Below are 18,338 nucleotides of genomic sequence, written 5' to 3' on the forward strand. Positions count from 1 at the left end.
GACGACACAGACCGAACGCTCAGCAGCTCACCAGAGCGCGTCGGCGAGCATGAAGACCGCGACGGCCAGCAACAGCACGGCGAAGATACGCTGCAGGCGCCGCGCTGGGACCTTGGCGGCGATGCGCTTGCCGTCCCAGGCCCCGAGGATCGCCGCCCCGAGGAAGGGACCGACGAGCGCCCAGTCCAATACGCCGGCCGAGGGCAGGCGGGCCGCCAACGCGGCCAGCGAGTTCACGGCGATGACCAGCAGGCTGGTGCCGACCGCCTGCGGCATGGCGAAGCCGAGGACGGTTACCAGGGCCGGAACGGCGAGGAAGCCGCCCCCGACACCGAGCAGTCCGGTCACCCCTCCCAGTCCGGCTCCCGCGAGGGCCGCCCGGGCCGGCCGCACCGTGTGGCCGTCCTTCGCACGAGGGGCCGCTCCTCGCAACATCCGCCAGGCGGCTGCCGTCGCGAGCAGGGAGAAGGCCACGGTCAGCAGGGTCTGCGGCAACCGGTGGGACACCGACCCGACCGCGATCGCCAGTGGCACGCCCGCAGCGGCGAACGCGGCTCCGGGGGCCCAGCGGACGTTTCCTTCACGGGCGTGGGCCAACAGTCCGGTGACCGAGGTCGCGGCCACGATCAGCAAAGAGGCTGTGGTCGCCTGAGACGGCGCCATGCCCAGCAGATAGATGAGGGCGGGGACGGCGAGGACGCTGCCGCCCCCGCCCAGCGCGCCGAGGGACAGCCCGACAGCGGCGCCGGCGATCAGCGCCAGTATGAGCGCGGTCACGCGGAACGCCCCCGGGCCCGGCGGCCGGTGACCGGTAGCCCCGCCCGCTCCCAGGCCGTCATGCCGCCCTTGACGTCGACCACGTCCACGCCACGGGCGGCCAGCAGTCGGGCGGCCTGCCGGGACCGATGCCCCGACCGGCACACCGTCACCACGGGCCGTCCGGCCGCGGAGCCCGGGAGTTGCGCGCCGGCCATCAGCCTCGACAGCGGCAAATGGACCGCCTCCAGTGCGTGCCCGCCGTTCCATTCCACGCGCTCGCGCACGTCCACCAGCACTGCGGCCCCGGCCTGAACGCGGGTGCGGGCCTCGCCCGGGGCTATTCGCCCCGTCCGACGACGGAAGAACAGCATGTCGGTCCTCTCCTTCAGGTACTTGATCGCGCACGAGGTACTGGACCTCAAAGGGCGCAAGGCAGTCACTCACCGTCGGCCGCGACGGGCCGGTGACCAGGAGGCGGGCGGAACTCGGCGGGGCAGTACCCCGACCTCGCACCCCGCTCGCAAAATACCCCCCGGGGTATATATTGCAGCGTACACCAGATACCCACCTGGGTATAACTGCCGGACGGGAACCCCGGGCCGCACCTGATCTCCGACACATCGTCGACATACCCCGCGGGGCATAATGAGGGCATGGCCGAAACCCCGTACGGCATCAGGTGGTTGAGCCTTCCGGTCCGGCAGGCCGCGATCGACGAACCAGGCGGGCATCACCCGGACACCCGGCCGGCAGCACGGCCCACACCCGCTGCGGAACAACACGGACGCGAGGACCTACAGGCCCGGCCGAGTCACGAGTTTCCCGGACGCTTCAGCCGCGGCGACGGCCGCCGCCGCGGCTGAAGCATTCGCTTTCTTCTCCTCCGCCCGGATCCGTCACTACGTGCCGGTGCCGGCGTTCAAACGCACCTCCCGAAGGCTGGCCCACCACCTACCTGAGCCCAAAGCGCGAGGTGAGTGGACGGGAATCCGAGCCCGAAGTGCGTCATCGACAGGTCCCGGGCCTGCCATGCCTGCATCGCCCCGGACCCTCGCAGCTGCCCGTACCCGCACCTCCACACGGCCGACCGACGGCCCGGAAGGCCCGCGTACCGCCCTCGACTCGCTGGTGCGCGCCGAACACCTCCGACGAGCGACCGTCCCGGTCCCTATACCCCCACGGGTACTATGGAAAGCGATCGACCGGCCACAAGGAGGCTCCCGGTGAAGGTGGAAGAGGAAGCGATGGGCGCGGTGCTCAACCGGCTGCGCCGCGCGCAGGGCCAGTTGACCGGAGTCATCGCCATGATCGAGGCGGGCCGCGACTGCAAGGACGTGGTCACCCAGCTCGCGGCGGTCTCCCGAGCCCTGGACCGGGCCGGATTCAAGATCGTGGCCAGCGGAATGCGGCAGTGCCTTGCCGAGCAGCAGGACGGCGAGGCCCCGCCGATGACCGAGGCCGAACTGGAAAAGCTGTTCCTGGCGCTGGCCTGAGACCACGTCAACAGCGTGCAGCGCCCGGCGCTCCCCGGAAACACGGGGGCGGCGGGCGCCCGCGCGTCCGGGGACATTCCGAGCCTGCGCGACGCTGCCCCTAATACCCCGCCGGGTATTCAGTGAAGGACGTGGGCAGGATGCCGGAGTCAGAGCACATGCGGCTCGGTCCGGCCGGCGAGGCGCCGCTGGTGACCTCCTGCGGCCGGCAGCCGCCACGGACCGGCCGATCAGCCGGGTCACGCTCGATGTGGGCCCCGTGCGCAGCGGCGAACCGGGAACCTGGGCCTCGCCGACCATGAGCGAGGCACTCGACCTGGCTCGTCGGCTCATGGCGCAGGTCCGCGTCGCCGAAACCGCCGAGCCAGCACAGGGCGATGCACCGGCGTCCACGCTTGCGGGCTGCAGGTCTGCATAACGTGGATGCGCGCACACGACGCCAACGCCCCGGCCGGCACCGCACGAACCCCGTTCGGGAGGATGGATTGAACGACATCGACGACGCGGGTGTCTTCCTCGGGCTGGACGTCGGCAAAAGCGCCCATCACCGGCACGGCCTCACCCCGGCCGGCAAGAAGATCTTCGCCAATCAGCTGCCCCTGCCTCACGGCCTTAGCCATCAGACCCCCTGACCAGCGACGCAACGTACCTGACATTCCATCAGGACGAGCGTCAAATGAGCGTCGCGAGCGTTATTTCAGCGTCAAGATGATCCCAGAAAATCCCTGGTCAGAGAGGTTTTCTCAGCTCATCGTCCTTGGTGCGGACACCCAGAGCGTCAAAGCCGAGAATCCGTCGGGCAGCCGACGTGCGGTGTCAGGGTGCACCAGGCAGCGGGCTGCGCAGCCACCGCTCCGGCACGGGCGGCCGTCACCAGCGGACCGGCAGCTCCTCCAGACCGCCGACCAGAATCCCGGACCGGCGCTTCAACTGGTGGGCTGGTAACGCGAGTTCGAGGGTCGGGAGCCTCTTGAGCAGGGTGGCGAGGACGGTCCTCAGTTCGTTGCGGGCGAATTCCCGGCCCACGCAGATCTGGGGACCGTATCCGAAGGTGAGATGGGGGTTGGGGGCATGCCGTAGATCCATCCGGTCGGGGTGTGGGAAGACGGTCACGTCACGGTTGGCCGCGGCGATCTCGGCCAGAACGGTGCAGCCGCGGGTGAGGGTGGTGCCGCCGAACTCCACGTCGGCGGAGAGGTATCGCGGCAGTGCGAAGCCGTGGTTGGCGTCGAAACGAAGTGCTTCCTCCACCGCGGTGGGTACCAGCCCCGGGTCGGCCAGCAGTTCGCGCCACCGGTCGCGATCGGCGAGCAGCATCGCGGTCATCTTGCCGATCATCTGGGACGTGGTCTCGTGTCCGGCGACGAGCAGACCGATTCCCGCACTCGCCAGTTCGGCTTCGTCGAAGCGTCCCTCGCCCGCGTCGACGATCGCGGTGAGTTCGCTGATGACGTCGTCGCCGGGGGCAACGCGCCTGTTCTCGATGTGCGCGATCATGTACGCGTAGAAATCGCCCGCTGCCTGGTCCATCTCGCTTCGCGTGTGGCGGGTGAGGCTGAGCAGGACCGTCGACCACCGCAGAATCCGCTCCTGGTCCTGGAGCGGGATGGCGAGAGCCTCGCAGATCACCCACAGTGGCAGCGGACGCGCCAGGGCACTGACGAGGTCGGCGGGACCCGGGCGGGCGGTCATGGCGTCGATGAGCTCGTCGGCCTTCGCGGCGATGCGCGGGCGCAGTTCGTCGAGCCGCCGCCCGGTCAGGGCCCGGGTGAGGACGGAGCGCCAGCGGGTGTGGTCGGCGCGGTCGAAGTCGGCCTCCGATATGCCTTCCTCATCGGGATTGGGCTGGTGGAACAGTCCGCCGTCCTCGGAATCGTCCAGCCGGGTGGTGTCCTCCGCGGCCAGGTTCCGGCGGAACCTGCGGTCGGCGAACAGCTTGCGGACGTCTTCGTAGCGGGTCAGCAGCGCGGTCTCGGCACCGCCGGGCGTACGTACCCATGTCACGGGGCACTTCTCGCGTAACGCGGCCCACTGGGCGGGCGGTTCGAGGGCGGTGGCGCCCACGAAGGGGTAGTCCTGGGGGTCTGTGTCACCGTGGCCGGTGGCCGAGGTCATGTCGTCGTCCTGCCTTCCTAGGCGCTTTCCAGGCGTTTTCCAGGCGTGGCGATGTCATCGCTGATTCCTCCTCGCGCCGCCCCCGTAAGGGATGCGCGGGCCAGACCTGGTGCCGAATGACGTTAGGTGCTGAGAAGTGCCGAAACTGTGCCGAAGAACTGGTCGGTTTACGACTGAGATCATCCGGGCGCGGTATGCGGACCGGAAACTCGGTGCACGACTGGATGGCGGTGCCCGAGCTCAGTGTGTGCGGTGGGTTGGACCCGGGCGGTCAGGACCAGCCTGCGCCTTGGTTCGGCGCGCTCGACCTGCGGGAGCCGCTGCGCGTGTTGGCGCTCCTCGCGCCGCTGGGCATCGGCCGCCTCCAGTTCCATCCGCTTGGATCCGTCGGCTCGATGCTGTGTCAGAAGTGCGCCGCCGAGCCTGCCGGCCGCCCCAGCCATGGCCCCCTCATGGATCGTGTCCCGCGTGATGGTGTAGCCGATCGACGTTGAGTAGTGCACAGGTGTGCTCCGCCTGGTGGTGTCCGCCCCCTGCGCGGCGGACGGGCCACCGTGCAACTCTCCCTGATGAACGCCCAGTTCATCGAGGGGAGGAGACGCACAGTGGTCCTGTCCCAGTCTGAACTCACACGCCTGCTTCAGTCACTGCATTCGACCGAGGGACTCGAACTCGTCCGCAGTGTCGCCGAGCGGATGCTGCAAGAACTGATCGAGGCCGAGGCCGCGGCGAAGATCGGCGCCGAGTGGAACGAGCACACCGACACCCGCACCAACTACCGCAACGGGCAACGCGACAAGACGCTCACCACCCAGGCCGGCGACCTCGACCTGGCCATCCCCAAACTACGGTCCGGCAGCTTCTTCCCCTGTCTGCTGGAGCGTCGGCGCCGCATCGACCAGGCCCTCTACGCCGTCGTCATGGAGGCATACGTCGAGGGCGCCTCCACCCGGTCGGTCGACGACCTGGTCAAGGCCCTGGGTGCGGACACCGGGATCTCCAAGAGCGAGGTCTCCAGGATCTGCGCCGCCCTGGACGAGCCGTTGACCGCGTTTCGCACCCGGCCGCTGGACCACACCCGCTTCCCCTACATCTACCTCGACGCCACCTACTGCAAGGCGAGGGTCAACCACCGGATCGCCTCGCGGGCCGTGGTGATCGCCAACGGCGTCACCGAGGACGGCGGCCGCGAAGTCCTCGGCGATGGGGGTCCCCCCGGTCGAGCGCAGTCGAGGCCGGGGGAGGTCGGTGACAGCGAGACCGAGGCGTTTTGGACCGAGTTCCTGCGTCACCTGCGCGAACGCGGCCTGTCCGGGGTCCGTCTGGTCATCGGTGACCATCACAGCGGCCTGGTCGCCGCGATCGGCAAGGTGATGCTCGGCGCCGCCCACCAGAGATGCCGGGTCCACTTCCTGCGCAACGTCTTCGGCGTGATCGACAAGAACTCCGGTGAGATGGTGGCCGCGACGATCCGCACGATCTTCGCCCAGCCCGGCCAGAGCACGGTCAGGGCCCAGGTCGACACCGTTGCCGACATGCTCGGCGGGCAGTTCCCCAAGGTGAAGCAGATGCTGCTGAAGGCCAAGGACGATCTGACCGCGTTCGCGGACTTCCCGGAGCGGCACTGGAAGAAGATCCGGTCGACCAACCCGCTGGAGCGGGTCAACCGAGAGATCAAGCGCCGCACCGACATCGTCCAGGTCTTCCCCAACGACGACGCCCTGCTGCGGCTGGTCACCGCCGTGCTCTTGGAGATGCACAAGGAATGGATCGCCTTCCCTCGCCGCTACCTCCCCGAAGGCAGCATGGACGACCTCTACCCCGAACTCCCCGAAAGCGCCCCGGCGCTGACCAACACACCAAACGCGCCCACCAGCTGATCGGCTACACCATCACGCGGGACACGATCGAGTTCTGGATCTAAGACCGGAGGAAAAATGCCAAAAGCCATCACGCTGACCGAATTCGGCGGCCCTGACATGTTGAGGTGGACTGATGTCCCGCTCCCCCGGCCGGGCGAAGGGCAGATCAGGGTGAAGGTGAGAGCCGCGGGCGTCGGCCCGACCGATCTCGCCCTGCGGTCGGGCCGTCTCAATGCCTTCTCGCTCCAACGAAACGCCGTACTCGGCTTCGAGGTGGCCGGCACCGTCGACGCGGTCGGGCCCGGGGTGAGCGAGACGTGGATCGGCGAGGACGTGGCGGCGCTGCTTTTCGACCTCGGTGGATACGCCGAATACGCGATCGCCTCGATGTGGGTCGAGAAGCCACCGTCCGTCCCGTGGGCGGCAGCGGCCTCCCTGCCGGCCTCGGCGGAGGCGGCGGCCGGGGTGCTGCGGCAGTTGGCGGTGAAGACCGGCGACACCCTGCTGGTGCTCGGCGGTGGCGGAGCCGTCGGCCTGATCGCCACGCAGTTGGCTGTCGCGCAGGGCATCAAGGTGGTGAGTGCCGTAGGCGCGCGGGACGACGCACTCGTCACCTCCCTAGGTGCCACGCCCGTACGCTACGGCGCGGAACTGGTCGACACGGTCCGGAGGGTCGGGCCCGTCGACTTCGCGTTCGACGCGTCCGGCAAGGGGGTACTGGCGGACGCGATCACGCTGACCGGAGCCGCCGACCGGGTCGTCACCCTGTCCGACCCCGCCGCGGCGGACTTCGGTGTCGCTCTGTCACATCCCGGTCCGGAGCGGGCTCCTCACGCACTGGAGGACACCATGCCCATGCTGGCGCAAGGGCTGCTCCGACTGCGGGAGTACCGGACCATGGCCATGCAGGACGCCGCCGAGGCGCACCGTCTGCTGGAAGGCGGTCAGGTGCGCGAGCGGGTCGTACTGACCCTCTGATCGTGATCGGCGCCTATGCCGGGTTCGCCGCGGGCAGGAGCCCGAGTTCCAGCAGGCTCTCGGCGGTGGCCGCGACCGCGTCGTCGCTGCTGCGCGGGTTCCAGCCGAGGACGGTGCGGGCCTTGTCGCTGCTGACGTGGCGGACCTTGCCGAGGTTGGGCAGCAGGCCCTTCAGCGCCGGGTTGGCCTCGGCGGCCCCGCGTACCGCCTCGTCCGGAAGCTCGGTGGCCGGTACGGCACGGGCGGCGTCGCCGAGCCGGTCGCGGATGGCGAGTGCGATCCGGTGCAGGGAGACGGCGTCGCCGGCGGCGGCGATGAAACGCTCGCCGTCGGCCCTCGGGTCGGTCATGGCCTTCAGGTGGAGGTCTGCCGCGTCACGGACGTCGACGACGGCGAAGTACAAGCGCGGTGTCCCCAGCATCGCGCCGCTGAACAAACCCGTGATCATGCTGATCGAGGAGGAGTGGTCGGCGCCGACCACAGGCCCGAAGATGCCGACCGGGACGACGGTGGCGAGCTGGAGGCCGTTGCCCTCGCGCTCGACGAAGTCCCAGGCGGCCCGCTCGGCCAGCACCTTGGATTTGATGTAGGCGGGGATGTCGCTGTCCGGGTCGGTCCAGTCGTCCTCGGTGAAGGGCTGTTCGGTGGCGGGCCTGCCGTAGCCGACGGCGGCGAATGACGAGGTGACCACCACGCGTTCGACACCTGCGTCACGGGCCGCGCGCAGCACGCGCAGCGTGCCTTCCCGGGCCGGGACGATCAGGTCGTCCTCGTGGTCGGGCTCCCCGCCGGGGAATGGGGATGCGGTGTGCAGGACGTAACGGCAGCCCGACACCGCCTCGGCCCACCCCGCATCCGCGGTGAGGTCCGCCGCCACGAACGTGAGCCGCTCACCCGCATCCACGCCCATGGCCTCCAGGTCCTCGCGGACCTGCGCCTCGCGGCTGAGGGAACGCACGGTGGCGCGGACCCGGTAGCCCTCGCCGAGCGCTTGGGCGATCACCCGGCCGGCCAGGAACCCGGAGCCCCCGGTGACCAGGACGATGTCGGTCGAATCGCTGCTCATGGTCAAGGTCCTTCGTCTATGTGTGCGCGTACTGGCTGGTCCAGGGACGTCAGCCAGATGGGGAAAGAGGCAGTCGCGGTCAATGGGTCAGCGCCGGCAGCAGCAGGGCGTCCATGACCGCGATGAGCTGGTCGGCGTCGGATTCGACGCCGGTGAAGAGCTTCTCCACGAAGACGCTGCCCATCAGGAACATCTCGGCGTGCGCCAGGGCCGGGTTGTCGGGACGGATCGTTCCGCGCTCGACGTGTCGGGCGAGGATCGTGCGCAGCGCGTCGAGATAGGGGGCGAACAGGACGTCCCGCAGCGCCTGGGCAAGGGCCGGGTCGGACACGACCGCCTGCCAGATCCCCAGGGTCGGGGCGCCCCGCGGGTGCGGCGCCGGCATCATGCGAGCCAGCGCCACCAGGTCGTCGCGCAGGCCGCCGGTGTCGATGGGTGGCAGGGGCGGGTACTTGCGTGCCGTCATCGCCGTGATCACCAGCTTGGGCTTGTTCTCCCACTGCCGGTACAGCGTGGCCGTGCTCGCCTTCGTCCGCCTGGCCACCTCGTCCACTGTCGCCTGCTCGTAGCCGACCTCGGCGACCAGGTCGAAGGTGACGTCGAGGATCTCGCGCTCGCGCTCCTCCGTCAGCCGCTTGCGCCGGTTGGAGGCCAGTGCCCGCTTGGTCATCAGTGACTCCCGTCGTCCAAGTTGCCGGTCCATGCCCATTCACTTGGACAACAGGGATCGAAAACTCGTTTTCGACAATACGTTTTCGATAAGCGGGTGGCAAGTCCGCGGCGAAGCGCGTTGGCGGACCCGGTTACAGCGTGCGCACGACCCTTCCCAGTCCCGCCAAGCAGGCGCGTAGGTCACGGAGAGCGTCCGTGCTGCGAGCAGGTACACCGGTCGACTTCCGGCTTCGTCGACGTACCCACGCTCTCCGTATGTGCGGACCTCGCCTTACGCATACGGACGAAGGTGACGTCCGCCGGGAAGGAGCGGCACCTCGACCCGCCCAGCCACGTTTCCATCGACGTTCATCGAACGCCACGCACTCTCGGCAACACATCTGCGGCGGCCATGAGTTGGCGGGTGTAGGGGTGCTGGGGGTCGGGGAGCACGGCTCCCGTCGTCGGTCGAGGTCGGTACGGGGGCCGCCGCGAAACATGCGCCATAGTCGTTGCGCAGCAAGCGTTACACCGTGAATTGATGAGTCGACGAGCGGGCAGTCCACCTCAGCCGCTCTGTCGTGTGATTGCCTCGCGCACACGTACGGCAACTCAGCCGTGATCCTGTTGGGTCGGGGACGGGACGCCGTGCGTCCTTGCGGGCGCCGGTCTTTCCGTCCCCGCCCGCCGAACCCGCCGTGCGAGTTGGCCCCGCAACGGGCACTCCACGTGTCTTGCCCGGTGGTCAGCCATGGTTGGCTGCCGATTCGATGGTCCACGGAGTCGGAATCTTGGCTCCGCGGTAGCGGAAGCGTTCGATCTTGACGCTGGATGCGCCGAGGAACACCGTGCCGTCGGAGGCGAACCGCCATCCGCGATCGCAGTGGTTCCTCACCAGGCTGCTGGGGATGCGATGTTTGCGATCGCCGACCAGAGGCGGCCAGGTCGACGGCGTCATCTTCCCCACGGACCGCAGCAGTGAATACACATCCCGGGCGTTCCAGCAGCTCTGCGGCCGCTGGGACGTGGTGCAGTCGATGGGGCGAGTCGGGTCGACCCTGGACAACGCCGCTGCGGAGTCGTTCCACTCGGTCCTCAAGGTCGAGTACGTCCACCGGCACACCTTCGCCACGCGGGTCGAGGCGAGGTTGAAGATCGCGACGTGGATCGCGGAGTTCTACAACACGAAGCGGCGTCACAGCGCGGCCGGTGGAAAACCGCCTGTCCAGTTCGAACGGATCATTCAGCAGGCCCGAGCCCGGACCGATCAGGAAGGCCGGGCCGCATAACCAACGTCTCTATGAAAACAGGGGATTGACACTCCACATGGTGCGTCATCGGGAACACATTGACCGAGCCCGCTTGCTTCGGGCCACGTCACACAAACACACGGCCCTCCTGCCGATTGCCCTTCCGCTGCATCCATAGGGCCACGACCGACACCAGCCGCCCATAGGCCTGCCGGACCCCAGCAGGGGCCACGCCGGTGGCCGGGGACCAGACAGTGGGCTCAAGGCACTCGGGGCAGATCGCGGCGCCCACCCCTGGGCGGTGCTCTGCGGGACTACGGGCCCACGTCGGCGCGGATGGGGCGACGACCAGTCAGGGCCTCACGGTCGCCTCGACCTCCAGAGCTGGATTGTTGACCGCAACCCTGATACATCACCTTGTCATGGCCATGAGCGCGATGGAACTGCACAGCATCAATCGTTGGGAGGCGTCCTTCCTCCGCGAGGAGGTGGACGGCTACTTCGCCCACGGCATCGAGTGCACACCGGGCGCGACGGTACTCGACGTGGGCGCCAACATCGGTGTGTTCTCGGCCGCCGTCTACGAGCGGCTGGACGGAGACGTGCGGATCTACGCCTTCGAGCCGATGCCGCCGCTCCACGCGACACTCGAACGCAATGCCCGCGAGTTCTTCAACGGACGCCTGACCGCGCTCCCCTACGGCCTGGCGTCCCGTGAAGACGAGCTCGACTTCAGCTACATTCCGGCCGCCACGATCTTCTCGTCCTCCTCACGGGATCAGGGAAACATCGAGGACGAGCGGCGCCGGGTCACCGCCAGCATTGTCGAAATGATCCGCCAGGGCGGCCTGGGACCGGTCCTGCGCCGTGTGCCCGCCCCCGTCCTCACTCTTCTCATCAGCCGCAAGCTGCGGGTGCTGCGGCAGCTCGAGACGCATCGGGTGAAGGTCAGGCCCCTGTCATCGGTGCTCGACGAGCAGGGCATCGACCACATCGACCTGCTCAAGGTCGATGTGGAAGGCGCCGAACTGGAGGTACTCAGAGGCATCGAGGAGCGGCACTGGCCGCTGGTCCGCCAGGCCGTCGTCGAGGTGGAGCGCTGGCAGCTCAACCGCGACACGGTCTGCGAGATCCTCCGCACAAACGGCTTGGCAGTCAGCACCGAGCAGGACTCGGTGCAGCGGGCCGGCGACATCGGCATGGTGTTCGCGGTCAGGCCCGAACCACGCGCGGCACCCGACGCTCAAGGCAGTATCAACGGCTGACACAAAGAGGTGGATCGGTTCCGACGACCTTGTCCGGGGCGGGAGTTGGGCGTGCAGTCCGATGTGGGAACGTCGCCGTGGATCGTGTGGGATGAGCCGCGGGACCGCCTGGAGCCGTTGCCGCCACAGGAGTTGAGCTGCGACGCGGGCACGACGTGCTGGCGCCGGTCGCGGGACGGGAACGAGGCCGACGTCCGGCCGCGAGCGCGCGAGGTCCTGCCTGCCGAGTCGAACGCGGCCTCACGCCTGAGCTGGTCTCGCCGCGTGGCCGGCTCCTCCCACATTCGGGCGTTGAAGAGGAGCGGCAAACGGGGCCGTCGACGGCCGACCGGGGCCTGCCCAGCTCGAAACACCACTGCCCCCGGAGCCCTTTGATCGGACGGGCCCACCAGCCTCGTGTCGCGGGGGCGGCACGGGCGCGAACGCCCCTTCCCTTTCCCACCTATTGCACTATTGCGGCCCCGACGGTTCGGCCAGTCGATTCGGCACAGCCTTGGCATTCCTGGCGGCGCCTGCCGCGACGGTTGCCAGGTCTTCGCCCGAGAAGCCGGCGCGGCTCAGCACCGCCAGGGATTTGTTCGTCGCCAGCGTGCACAACGCCAGCTCTGCCGCCTCCTGTTCACCGGCCCCCGCCGCCAGCAACGCCTGCTCCAGCCTGGCCCGCAGACCGTCGATCATGGCGCGGACCATCGCCCGGCCCTCCTCGTCCAGCGCCGGGATTTGCGTTGCCGACACCGTGAGCAGGCAGCCGTCCGGGACCGTCGGGTCGGCGATGCGGTTCAGGGCGACCTGGAGGTAGGCGGCCACAACGGCGCTCGGGCTCGCGTGGGGGCCGGACAGCGCCTGCTCGTACTGCGGGTGGTAGATCTGCGCGTACCGCTGGAGGCTTCTGCGGAAGAGGGCGCTCTTGTCGCCGAAGGTGCCGTAGAGCGAACCACGGCCCAGGCCCGTGCCCTCGGTCAGGCGATCGATCGAGGCCTCCGAATAACCCCAGCGCCAGAAGACGTGCATCGCACGTCGTAGCGCCTCGTCCACGTCGAACTGCTTGCGGCCTGCCATGGTCCGTCACCCTACACATCTTGTAACGATCGTTCAAACATGGGTAGGGTCGCCGGCATGACAACCCTGAGTTCGCTGCGGCTGCCCGACGGATTCCTCGACGTCTTCACCAGCCGGTTCGTGGAGGTGAACGGACTGCGGCTGCACGCGGTCACCGGCGGGGACGGCCCGGCGCTGCTGCTGATCGGCGGGTGGCCCCAGACCTGGTACGCCTGGCGGGAGGTGATGCCCGCGCTCGCCCGCCGGCACACCGTCGTCGCCGTCGACTCGCGCGGAGCGGGGCTCTCCGACAAGCCCGACGACGGGTACGACGCCGGCACGCTCGCCGCCGATCTGGTCGCGTTGATGGCCGCGCTCGGGCACGAGCGGTTCGACGTGGTCGGACACGACATCGGCACGTGGACCGCATACGCCCTCGCCGCCGATCACCCCGAGCGGGTGGGCCGGCTCGCCATCCTCGAAGCGGTGATCCCCGGTCTCACGCCGTCCCCGCCGTTCTTCGGCCCGGCCGCGGCCAACCTGAAGCTCTGGCAGTTCGGCTTCAACCGGCTCACCGACCTCAACGAGGAACTGGTCCGGGGACGGGAACAGCTCTTCTTCGGCTGGCAGTTCGCCACCAAGGCCGCCACGCCGACCGCGATCCCCGCGTACGCCGTCGACGTCTACGTCGACGCGATCACCGCGGATCCTCGCGCGCTGCGGGCGAGCTTCGCGTACTACCGGGCACTGGACGAGACGATCGCCCAGAACGAACAGCGCGGCAAGACCCGGCTGACCCTCCCGGTGCTCGGCCTCGGCGGCGCGCTGTGGAGCGGCGCGAATGCCGCCCAGACGATGCGGCTCGCGGCCGACGACGTCACGGAGGCCGTCCTCGACGACTGCGGCCACTACCCGGCCGAGGAGCAGCCGGCACGGTTTGTCGAGATCCTGGAGAACTTCCTCGCGGCCGACCGGTAGCAGGCACGCCACACGGCTGAACTGCGCGAACGACAGGCGGAGCCTCACACACTCCGCCACATCGTCAAGCAGGCCTTCGCCCTCCTCCACCACCGTCTCCAGCAACATGGTCGCCCTCGACGCGGCGGGCGGCTGCGCGGCGGCGCGCGAGGGACCGGAACTCCTCAGCCGCAACGGCCGTACCTGGATGACGTATTCGATATGCGAGACCGGAAATCCCGACCACCAGCCGTGGACGATGCCCCTGTCTGCCCGGACCGGCATGACCCCGGTTACCTGCGGACGAGCGCGCGCTCATCAGTGCGCACGGCGGCCACGCCAGTCCCGCCGTCAGGGCCGAGCCCGATCACGCCGCCCGCCCCGACCCGTACGACCCCCTGGAGGCGAGCACCCCCGTGCTGATTCGCCGCCCGCCCTCAGGCCCCTGCCGAACGGCGGCTCAAGACAGGTTCGGCCAGCAGTCTCGCCGTTGCGCAGAGGCTCTGGCCGTGCCGGGCGAAGAGCGCGTCACGTGAGTCGAAATGGCCCAGGTCCGTCAGGACGAAGGCCGAGAGGTCACAGGAGGGACCGGCAGCCGGGCAGACCGTCGTACCGTCCCAGTCGATCGCCGTGCGGGACAGTGCCTCGAAGAGTGTCTCCGGGCCGGTGTTGGTGAAACCGCCGCCGCTGGATCCGTTCAACTCGTCGAGGTCTCCGAAGAGTTGGGAGACCGTCAGCCACGGTGCGGTGGGACGGCCGTTGCGCGGCGGACCTTCCATGTGGAACTCCGGCCATGCGAGCACGACCTGGTGCGGGACCAGCCGATGGACCCGGGGGAAGCGCGGGTACCAGAAGCTGCCGTCGACCAACAGGCCGCGCACGCGTGTGGCCACTCCGGTTGCCCGCGCGACCGCCTCCAGCACCGCCAGCCGCTGACTGCACGAGCCCCGTCCGCGGTGCAGCACCGCCGAGACGGGTCGCTCGTCCTGCACCGAGTACACCGGGCGCACGGCCGTGGCGATCCATCGGTGGGCCTGCCTCAGGGTCGCCGTTCGGCAGGCGTCCGAGGTGTCTTCCGTGTCCGTCGGCAGGTCGAGACGGCGCAGCAGGGACGAGACGCTCGGATGCCGCCAGTCGAGAATCCGCGTCGGAGCCGTGCTGCCCGCCGCTTCTCCCGTGTCGGCGCCGCGTGCGCGGACCCGGCCTCGCGGCATGAGAAGTGAGCTCGTCATGACGGTGATCCCCTCCCCCAGCATCCTCCCCGGATGGCGAGACCCATCATGGCAGCATTTTTGAACACGTTCAACTACGAGGATGAGGTGATCCCGGCATCGACAGACACCCGCCGTCCGGACACCGAGCGCCCGGACAACGCGCACTCACCCGGCAGAAGAGCCACAGCTCAGGCGCACAGCTCTGCCGCCGACCGAGCCGTCCCAGTGCGCGGCCGCCGCCAGGACGGCCGCGGCCGCGCCCGTTCCGAGGACGGCGCCGGCGACGACGTCGCCCGGGTAGTGCACCCCGGTGTGAACGCGCGAGTACCCCACGGCACAGGCCAGCAGTCCGAGAGGGACCGCAACGGCCGGGAACCCGGGCCCGACCGCCGCGGCGAAAGCGACCGCGGACGCCGTGTGACCGGAGGGGAACGACGCGGACGCCGGCATCGGGACGTGCCGACCCGGGAACGGCGAGTCCTCGGCACGGTGCGGGCGCGGCCGCCGTACAAGACGCTTGCCCAGGAGGTTGGCCGTGGCGGACGCGACACCGACCGCCGCCACACCGAGCACCGCGGCGCGGCGGGAACGGCCGGGCCGCAGGACCAGGGCCGAGGCGATCAGAAGGGAGATCTTGGAGTGATCGGCCGCCGCGGACAGCCGGCGCAGCGCCGAGTCCAGGGCGGGTGTGCTGGTGACCGTCACGGCCTCGTAGAGGGCCTGGTCGAGGCCGGCGAGATCGCGCAGCAGGCCCTGCGGCACTCGTTGTCGGCGAGTACGACGGTCAATCATCGCTCTGCTCCTGGTTCTTGTCGCGTGAAGGGGCTGCTCGGTCGTGGCTCTCGCGTGCGCGGGGCGACAGGTCGAAGGCGAGGCGCATGACGCGGTACCAGTCGACGGTCGGTGCGACGTACGGTGCCCCGGGCCGTTCCCGTGGCACGCGGACCCGCAGCACGCCGGGCCGTATGGAGCACACAACGGGTGCGGGCAGGACGAGTGCCTCACCGTCCACGGCCACCGGGATCGTCTCCTCGTCGGACTCCACGACGACCCTGCGGGACGTCAGGACCGTCATGCCGCTGGCCCGCTCCCCCAACAGCGCCAGTTCGGCCGCCTGCACCGCGCCCCCGACCCGGACCGCGATCACACCGAGCTCGCCCGTGTCGAGCCGCTCCCTGCGGCCACCGGTCAGCGGGTCGGCCCGTGCGTAGGGGTTGTTGCTGACCAGCACCGCCTGCGGGGCCTCCAGCCGCTCCTCGTCGGACCGGGCACTGAGTACGGCGCCCGCCTCGCCCGCCAGCAGGTCCGGCAACTGGTCGAGCGCGGTGACCGCTTTGGCGTCGCGGTAGTCGGGGCTCTGCACGATGTGCGCGTACGTACCGAACGAGGCGGTGTTGACGAACGGCCGGCCGGCGATGTCCCCGAGGTCGACGCGGAGTTCCACACCGTCCGAGAGCGCGTCCAGGCTGCTCACCGGATCGTCCCGGTCCAGGCCGAGGTCCATGGCGAAGTGGTTGCGGGTACCGGCCGTCACGACCATGAACGGCAGACCGTGTTCGGCGGCCACTCCCGCCACCAGGGCCTGGGTGCCGTCGCCGCCGGCCACACCGAGCAGGTCGGCTCCTTCGGCCACGGCCTGCCGGGCCAGTGCCACCGGATCCGGATCTGCGTCGAGGTCGAGCAGGATCACCCGCGCGCCCAGTGCCTCGGCCCGCTCCACGAGTCCGTACTGCACGACCTTCCCGCCACCCGACCTCGGATTCATGATCAGCACGGCCCGGCGGGGCGGGCGCACCGTGCGGGTGTGCATGCCGTGCGGCTTGCGCAGACGGCGCAGGGCACTCCGCGCGCAGCCGAGCGCGGCCGTCCACGCCGCGAGGGCGACGACCGCGACCACCCACAGGCCCGACACGGCGTACAGCACCAGGACGCCGACAGGCGCGGAGACCGCCAGAAGGGCACCGAGGAACCGGGCGAACCCGCGGTGCGCCAACGCCCACCACAAGCCCGCCCCGGCCAGTCCCAGACCCGCCAGGCCCAGCAGCAGGACGAACCAATGGTCGGTGCCGGCCACCACCGCGGCCACCGCTCCCACAATGCACAACAGAGCGAGACGGGCCAGGGCCCGCGCCGAGCCGAGACCCTTGTCGGGTCCGCGGCGTTCCGTCCCACGCGTCGTTCCGGTCTCGTTCACTATTGATTCCCCGTCATGCATGAGGCGGACGGCCGCGATCACGCGGCGGGTTCTTCGTCTGTCCGTCACACCGGCGATTCATGCCTGTGTCCGTGCAACCTACGCGGTGTGCCCCGCCTCGTCCTCGACCGGGCACGGTCGGCGGCTCGTGTGCAAGCCGCGAAGCGGACGGCGGGGGCGTACTGGTCCGCGACGGTCGGGCTGCCGATGTCCACGACGCGGCTTTCGCGCGACGCATCCCGAGCTCGGACCCCACCCGCTCAACGACGAACCCATCGAACCGCGCCCTCGTATCCCTCAACACCGCGAGCCCGGCGTCTCCCGACCTCGCTGTCCCCGTCCGCCACCCCGTCTCCTCCCGCCCGTCGGTGATCAACCGAGCCTCGACGACATACCAGGCAAAGTCGATCAAGAATACAAGCCGGAGCACGCCGCCCCTGCCGGACACCGGATCCGACACTCCGCCCAGCCGGACGCCCTCCTCACGCTCCAGCCACCCCTGAACGCAGGTGAACGACCCCACACGCAACCCAACACCCCACCACCACAGTCGGACAGCATGCTGCAGGCGCAGCCCGTCACGGCCGCATCGGCGGCACCTGGACACCGCGCTGGACCAGCACCCGGGAGGCGGCCGTGCTCGCTTCACCCTTGTTGAAGTACCCGCCGTCGAGGGCGTCGCGCACCCACTGGTCCAGGTCGGCGCCGTGGTGAGCAGCGGAAGTCAGCAAACACCGCGCGCGATCTCGCGCACCCTCTCAAACCGTTGCTCGACAGGCTGTGCCCACGCCTCCGGCGGCGGACCGCCGGTTGAACGGGCTACGGGTTCAGGGCGCGCCGGGCATGGGCGCGAGCTGAAGGCGCGGTGCCGGTGGCAGTGGTGTGGGTGCTTCCCTGTCCGGCGTGGCGTGGAACGCCTCCATCACGTAGGCGGCATAGCGGCGGGAGGCGGCCAGCCGGGCGGCACGGGGTGCGTATTGGATCCCCTGGTGGGCCATGAGCATGAGGACCAGGTCGTCGACGACGAAGTCGGAGCGGAGCCGGCCGGTCTTCTGTGTGCGGCGGGCCAGTTCGGCCACCGCGCGCAGGGTCCGCTCCCGGTCGGCGGCGAAGTCCATGGCCTCCGGAAAGGCCGTCATGAAGGCGTCCGCGAATCCCCGGCTGTGCACGTGGAGTTCGCAGATGCGCTCGACCAGGCCACGGAATCCGTGCCACGGATCCGGGTCCGCGAGGGCGTCGCGGACGACGGCCCGGCACTCTCGCCGCTGTTCGGCGAAGGTCTCCACGATCAGTGCGCGCTTGGTCGGGAAGTGGCGGTACAGCGTCGCGGGGCCGACATCCGCCTGCCGGGCGACCTCACGCATGGGCGCGCTCAGGCCCTCCTCGGCGAACACCACGCCGGCGGCGTCCAGGATGCGGGCCCGGTTGTCGCGGGCGTCGGAGCGCACAGGGTGAGGCAAACGGCCGGTCATGGTCTCTCACTTTAGCCAAGCGGA

At 69.6% G+C, this 18,338-nt stretch carries 18 protein-coding genes; 7 read left to right on the top strand and 11 right to left on the bottom strand.

Annotated elements, in window-relative coordinates:
• Nucleotides 1–27: 27 nt before the first annotated feature.
• On the bottom strand, nt 28–777 hold the full coding sequence (locus ACIBK4_RS29610; protein ID WP_398999371.1) for a sulfite exporter TauE/SafE family protein: 750 nt from the start codon (nt 775–777) through the stop codon (nt 28–30).
• The gene (locus tag ACIBK4_RS29615; RefSeq protein ID WP_398999373.1) at nt 774–1,130 is read right to left on the bottom strand and encodes a rhodanese-like domain-containing protein; all 357 of its coding nucleotides are present in this window, start codon (nt 1,128–1,130) and stop codon (nt 774–776) included. The genes ACIBK4_RS29610 and ACIBK4_RS29615 overlap by 4 nt, the downstream gene beginning before the upstream one ends.
• Before the next feature lie 873 nt (nt 1,131–2,003).
• Here ACIBK4_RS29615 and ACIBK4_RS29620 point away from each other — a divergent pair.
• Nucleotides 2,004–2,252, top strand: coding sequence for a metal-sensitive transcriptional regulator (locus tag ACIBK4_RS29620; protein WP_399000068.1), 249 nt, complete (start codon nt 2,004–2,006; stop codon nt 2,250–2,252).
• Nucleotides 2,253–2,737: 485 nt separating this feature from the next.
• The gene (locus ACIBK4_RS29625; RefSeq protein ID WP_399000095.1) at nt 2,738–2,884 is read left to right on the top strand and encodes a hypothetical protein; all 147 of its coding nucleotides are present in this window, start codon (nt 2,738–2,740) and stop codon (nt 2,882–2,884) included.
• A gap of 238 nt (nt 2,885–3,122) precedes the next feature.
• On the opposite strand, the gene ACIBK4_RS29630 is transcribed toward ACIBK4_RS29625, so the two are convergent.
• A complete protein-coding gene (locus tag ACIBK4_RS29630; RefSeq protein WP_398999375.1) occupies nt 3,123–4,367 on the bottom strand; it encodes a cytochrome P450 in 1,245 nt (414 codons plus the stop codon).
• Between the two features lie 605 nt (nt 4,368–4,972).
• Between ACIBK4_RS29630 and ACIBK4_RS29635 the strand changes: the two genes are divergently transcribed.
• Both ACIBK4_RS29635 and ACIBK4_RS29640 read left to right on the top strand, forming a co-directional pair.
• Nucleotides 4,973–6,247 (top strand): IS256 family transposase, encoded by a 1,275-nt coding sequence (locus ACIBK4_RS29635; RefSeq protein ID WP_399000070.1) that lies wholly within the window; start codon nt 4,973–4,975, stop codon nt 6,245–6,247.
• 99 nt (nt 6,248–6,346) lie between these two features.
• Nucleotides 6,347–7,207, top strand: a complete 861-nt coding sequence (locus ACIBK4_RS29640; RefSeq protein WP_399000072.1) for an alcohol dehydrogenase catalytic domain-containing protein — start codon at nt 6,347–6,349, stop codon at nt 7,205–7,207.
• 13 nt (nt 7,208–7,220) lie between these two features.
• Here the strand turns inward: ACIBK4_RS29640 and ACIBK4_RS29645 are convergent, their stop codons facing one another.
• Both ACIBK4_RS29645 and ACIBK4_RS29650 read right to left on the bottom strand, forming a co-directional pair.
• Nucleotides 7,221–8,273 (bottom strand): SDR family oxidoreductase, encoded by a 1,053-nt coding sequence (locus ACIBK4_RS29645; protein ID WP_398999377.1) that lies wholly within the window; start codon nt 8,271–8,273, stop codon nt 7,221–7,223.
• Nucleotides 8,274–8,352: 79 nt separating this feature from the next.
• Nucleotides 8,353–8,943, bottom strand: coding sequence for a TetR/AcrR family transcriptional regulator (locus tag ACIBK4_RS29650; RefSeq protein WP_398999379.1), 591 nt, complete (start codon nt 8,941–8,943; stop codon nt 8,353–8,355).
• 889 nt (nt 8,944–9,832) lie between these two features.
• On the opposite strand from ACIBK4_RS29650, the gene ACIBK4_RS29655 reads away from it, so the two are divergent.
• Nucleotides 9,833–10,213: an integrase core domain-containing protein gene (locus ACIBK4_RS29655; protein WP_398999381.1), complete on the top strand. Its 381-nt coding sequence runs from the start codon at nt 9,833–9,835 to the stop codon at nt 10,211–10,213.
• 389 nt (nt 10,214–10,602) lie between these two features.
• Entirely contained in the window at nt 10,603–11,439 is an 837-nt protein-coding gene (locus ACIBK4_RS29660) for an FkbM family methyltransferase (protein WP_398999383.1), read from the top strand.
• A gap of 450 nt (nt 11,440–11,889) precedes the next feature.
• On the opposite strand, the gene ACIBK4_RS29665 is transcribed toward ACIBK4_RS29660, so the two are convergent.
• Nucleotides 11,890–12,498 (bottom strand): TetR/AcrR family transcriptional regulator, encoded by a 609-nt coding sequence (locus ACIBK4_RS29665; RefSeq protein WP_398999385.1) that lies wholly within the window; start codon nt 12,496–12,498, stop codon nt 11,890–11,892.
• Between the two features lie 57 nt (nt 12,499–12,555).
• Here ACIBK4_RS29665 and ACIBK4_RS29670 point away from each other — a divergent pair, with 57 nt between their 5' ends.
• The gene (locus tag ACIBK4_RS29670; protein ID WP_398999387.1) at nt 12,556–13,455 is read left to right on the top strand and encodes an alpha/beta fold hydrolase; all 900 of its coding nucleotides are present in this window, start codon (nt 12,556–12,558) and stop codon (nt 13,453–13,455) included.
• Nucleotides 13,456–13,871: 416 nt separating this feature from the next.
• Here the strand turns inward: ACIBK4_RS29670 and ACIBK4_RS29675 are convergent, their stop codons facing one another.
• The 5 genes from ACIBK4_RS29675 to ACIBK4_RS29695 all read right to left on the bottom strand — a co-directional run bounded on the left by ACIBK4_RS29675 (nt 13,872) and on the right by ACIBK4_RS29695 (nt 18,314).
• Complete coding sequence (locus ACIBK4_RS29675) at nt 13,872–14,666, bottom strand: transglutaminase domain-containing protein (protein ID WP_398999389.1); 795 nt, start codon at nt 14,664–14,666, stop codon at nt 13,872–13,874.
• Nucleotides 14,667–14,813: 147 nt separating this feature from the next.
• Complete coding sequence (locus tag ACIBK4_RS29680; protein ID WP_398999391.1) at nt 14,814–15,440, bottom strand: phosphatase PAP2 family protein; 627 nt, start codon at nt 15,438–15,440, stop codon at nt 14,814–14,816.
• Entirely contained in the window at nt 15,433–16,842 is a 1,410-nt protein-coding gene (locus ACIBK4_RS29685) for a diacylglycerol/lipid kinase family protein (RefSeq protein WP_398999393.1), read from the bottom strand. Before ACIBK4_RS29685 ends, ACIBK4_RS29680 begins: the two co-directional genes overlap by 8 nt.
• Before the next feature lie 578 nt (nt 16,843–17,420).
• The gene (locus tag ACIBK4_RS29690; protein ID WP_398999395.1) at nt 17,421–17,573 is read right to left on the bottom strand and encodes a hypothetical protein; all 153 of its coding nucleotides are present in this window, start codon (nt 17,571–17,573) and stop codon (nt 17,421–17,423) included.
• A gap of 96 nt (nt 17,574–17,669) precedes the next feature.
• Nucleotides 17,670–18,314 carry a TetR/AcrR family transcriptional regulator gene (locus ACIBK4_RS29695; protein ID WP_398999397.1) on the bottom strand — a complete coding sequence of 215 codons (645 nt, stop codon included), beginning with the start codon at nt 18,312–18,314 and terminating at the stop codon, nt 17,670–17,672.
• Nucleotides 18,315–18,338 lie beyond the last annotated feature (24 nt).

Source organism: Streptomyces sp. NPDC050528 (genome assembly GCF_044457795.1).
Classification (GTDB): Bacteria; Actinomycetota; Actinomycetes; order Streptomycetales; family Streptomycetaceae; genus Streptomyces.

Coding starts and splice junctions, on each gene's coding strand:
- ACIBK4_RS29615 (WP_398999373.1), bottom strand. CDS start 1,130: ATGCTGTTCTTCCGTCGTCGGACGGGGCGAATAGCCCCGGGCGAGGCC.
- ACIBK4_RS29620 (WP_399000068.1), top strand. CDS start 2,004: ATGGGCGCGGTGCTCAACCGGCTGCGCCGCGCGCAGGGCCAGTTGACC.
- ACIBK4_RS29630 (WP_398999375.1), bottom strand. CDS start 4,367: ATGACCTCGGCCACCGGCCACGGTGACACAGACCCCCAGGACTACCCC.
- ACIBK4_RS29640 (WP_399000072.1), top strand. CDS start 6,347: ATGTTGAGGTGGACTGATGTCCCGCTCCCCCGGCCGGGCGAAGGGCAG.
- ACIBK4_RS29645 (WP_398999377.1), bottom strand. CDS start 8,273: ATGAGCAGCGATTCGACCGACATCGTCCTGGTCACCGGGGGCTCCGGG.
- ACIBK4_RS29650 (WP_398999379.1), bottom strand. CDS start 8,943: ATGACCAAGCGGGCACTGGCCTCCAACCGGCGCAAGCGGCTGACGGAG.
- ACIBK4_RS29655 (WP_398999381.1), top strand. CDS start 9,833: ATGCGATGTTTGCGATCGCCGACCAGAGGCGGCCAGGTCGACGGCGTC.
- ACIBK4_RS29660 (WP_398999383.1), top strand. CDS start 10,603: ATGAGCGCGATGGAACTGCACAGCATCAATCGTTGGGAGGCGTCCTTC.
- ACIBK4_RS29665 (WP_398999385.1), bottom strand. CDS start 12,498: ATGGCAGGCCGCAAGCAGTTCGACGTGGACGAGGCGCTACGACGTGCG.
- ACIBK4_RS29670 (WP_398999387.1), top strand. CDS start 12,556: ATGACAACCCTGAGTTCGCTGCGGCTGCCCGACGGATTCCTCGACGTC.
- ACIBK4_RS29675 (WP_398999389.1), bottom strand. CDS start 14,666: ATGACGAGCTCACTTCTCATGCCGCGAGGCCGGGTCCGCGCACGCGGC.
- ACIBK4_RS29680 (WP_398999391.1), bottom strand. CDS start 15,440: ATGATTGACCGTCGTACTCGCCGACAACGAGTGCCGCAGGGCCTGCTG.
- ACIBK4_RS29695 (WP_398999397.1), bottom strand. CDS start 18,314: ATGACCGGCCGTTTGCCTCACCCTGTGCGCTCCGACGCCCGCGACAAC.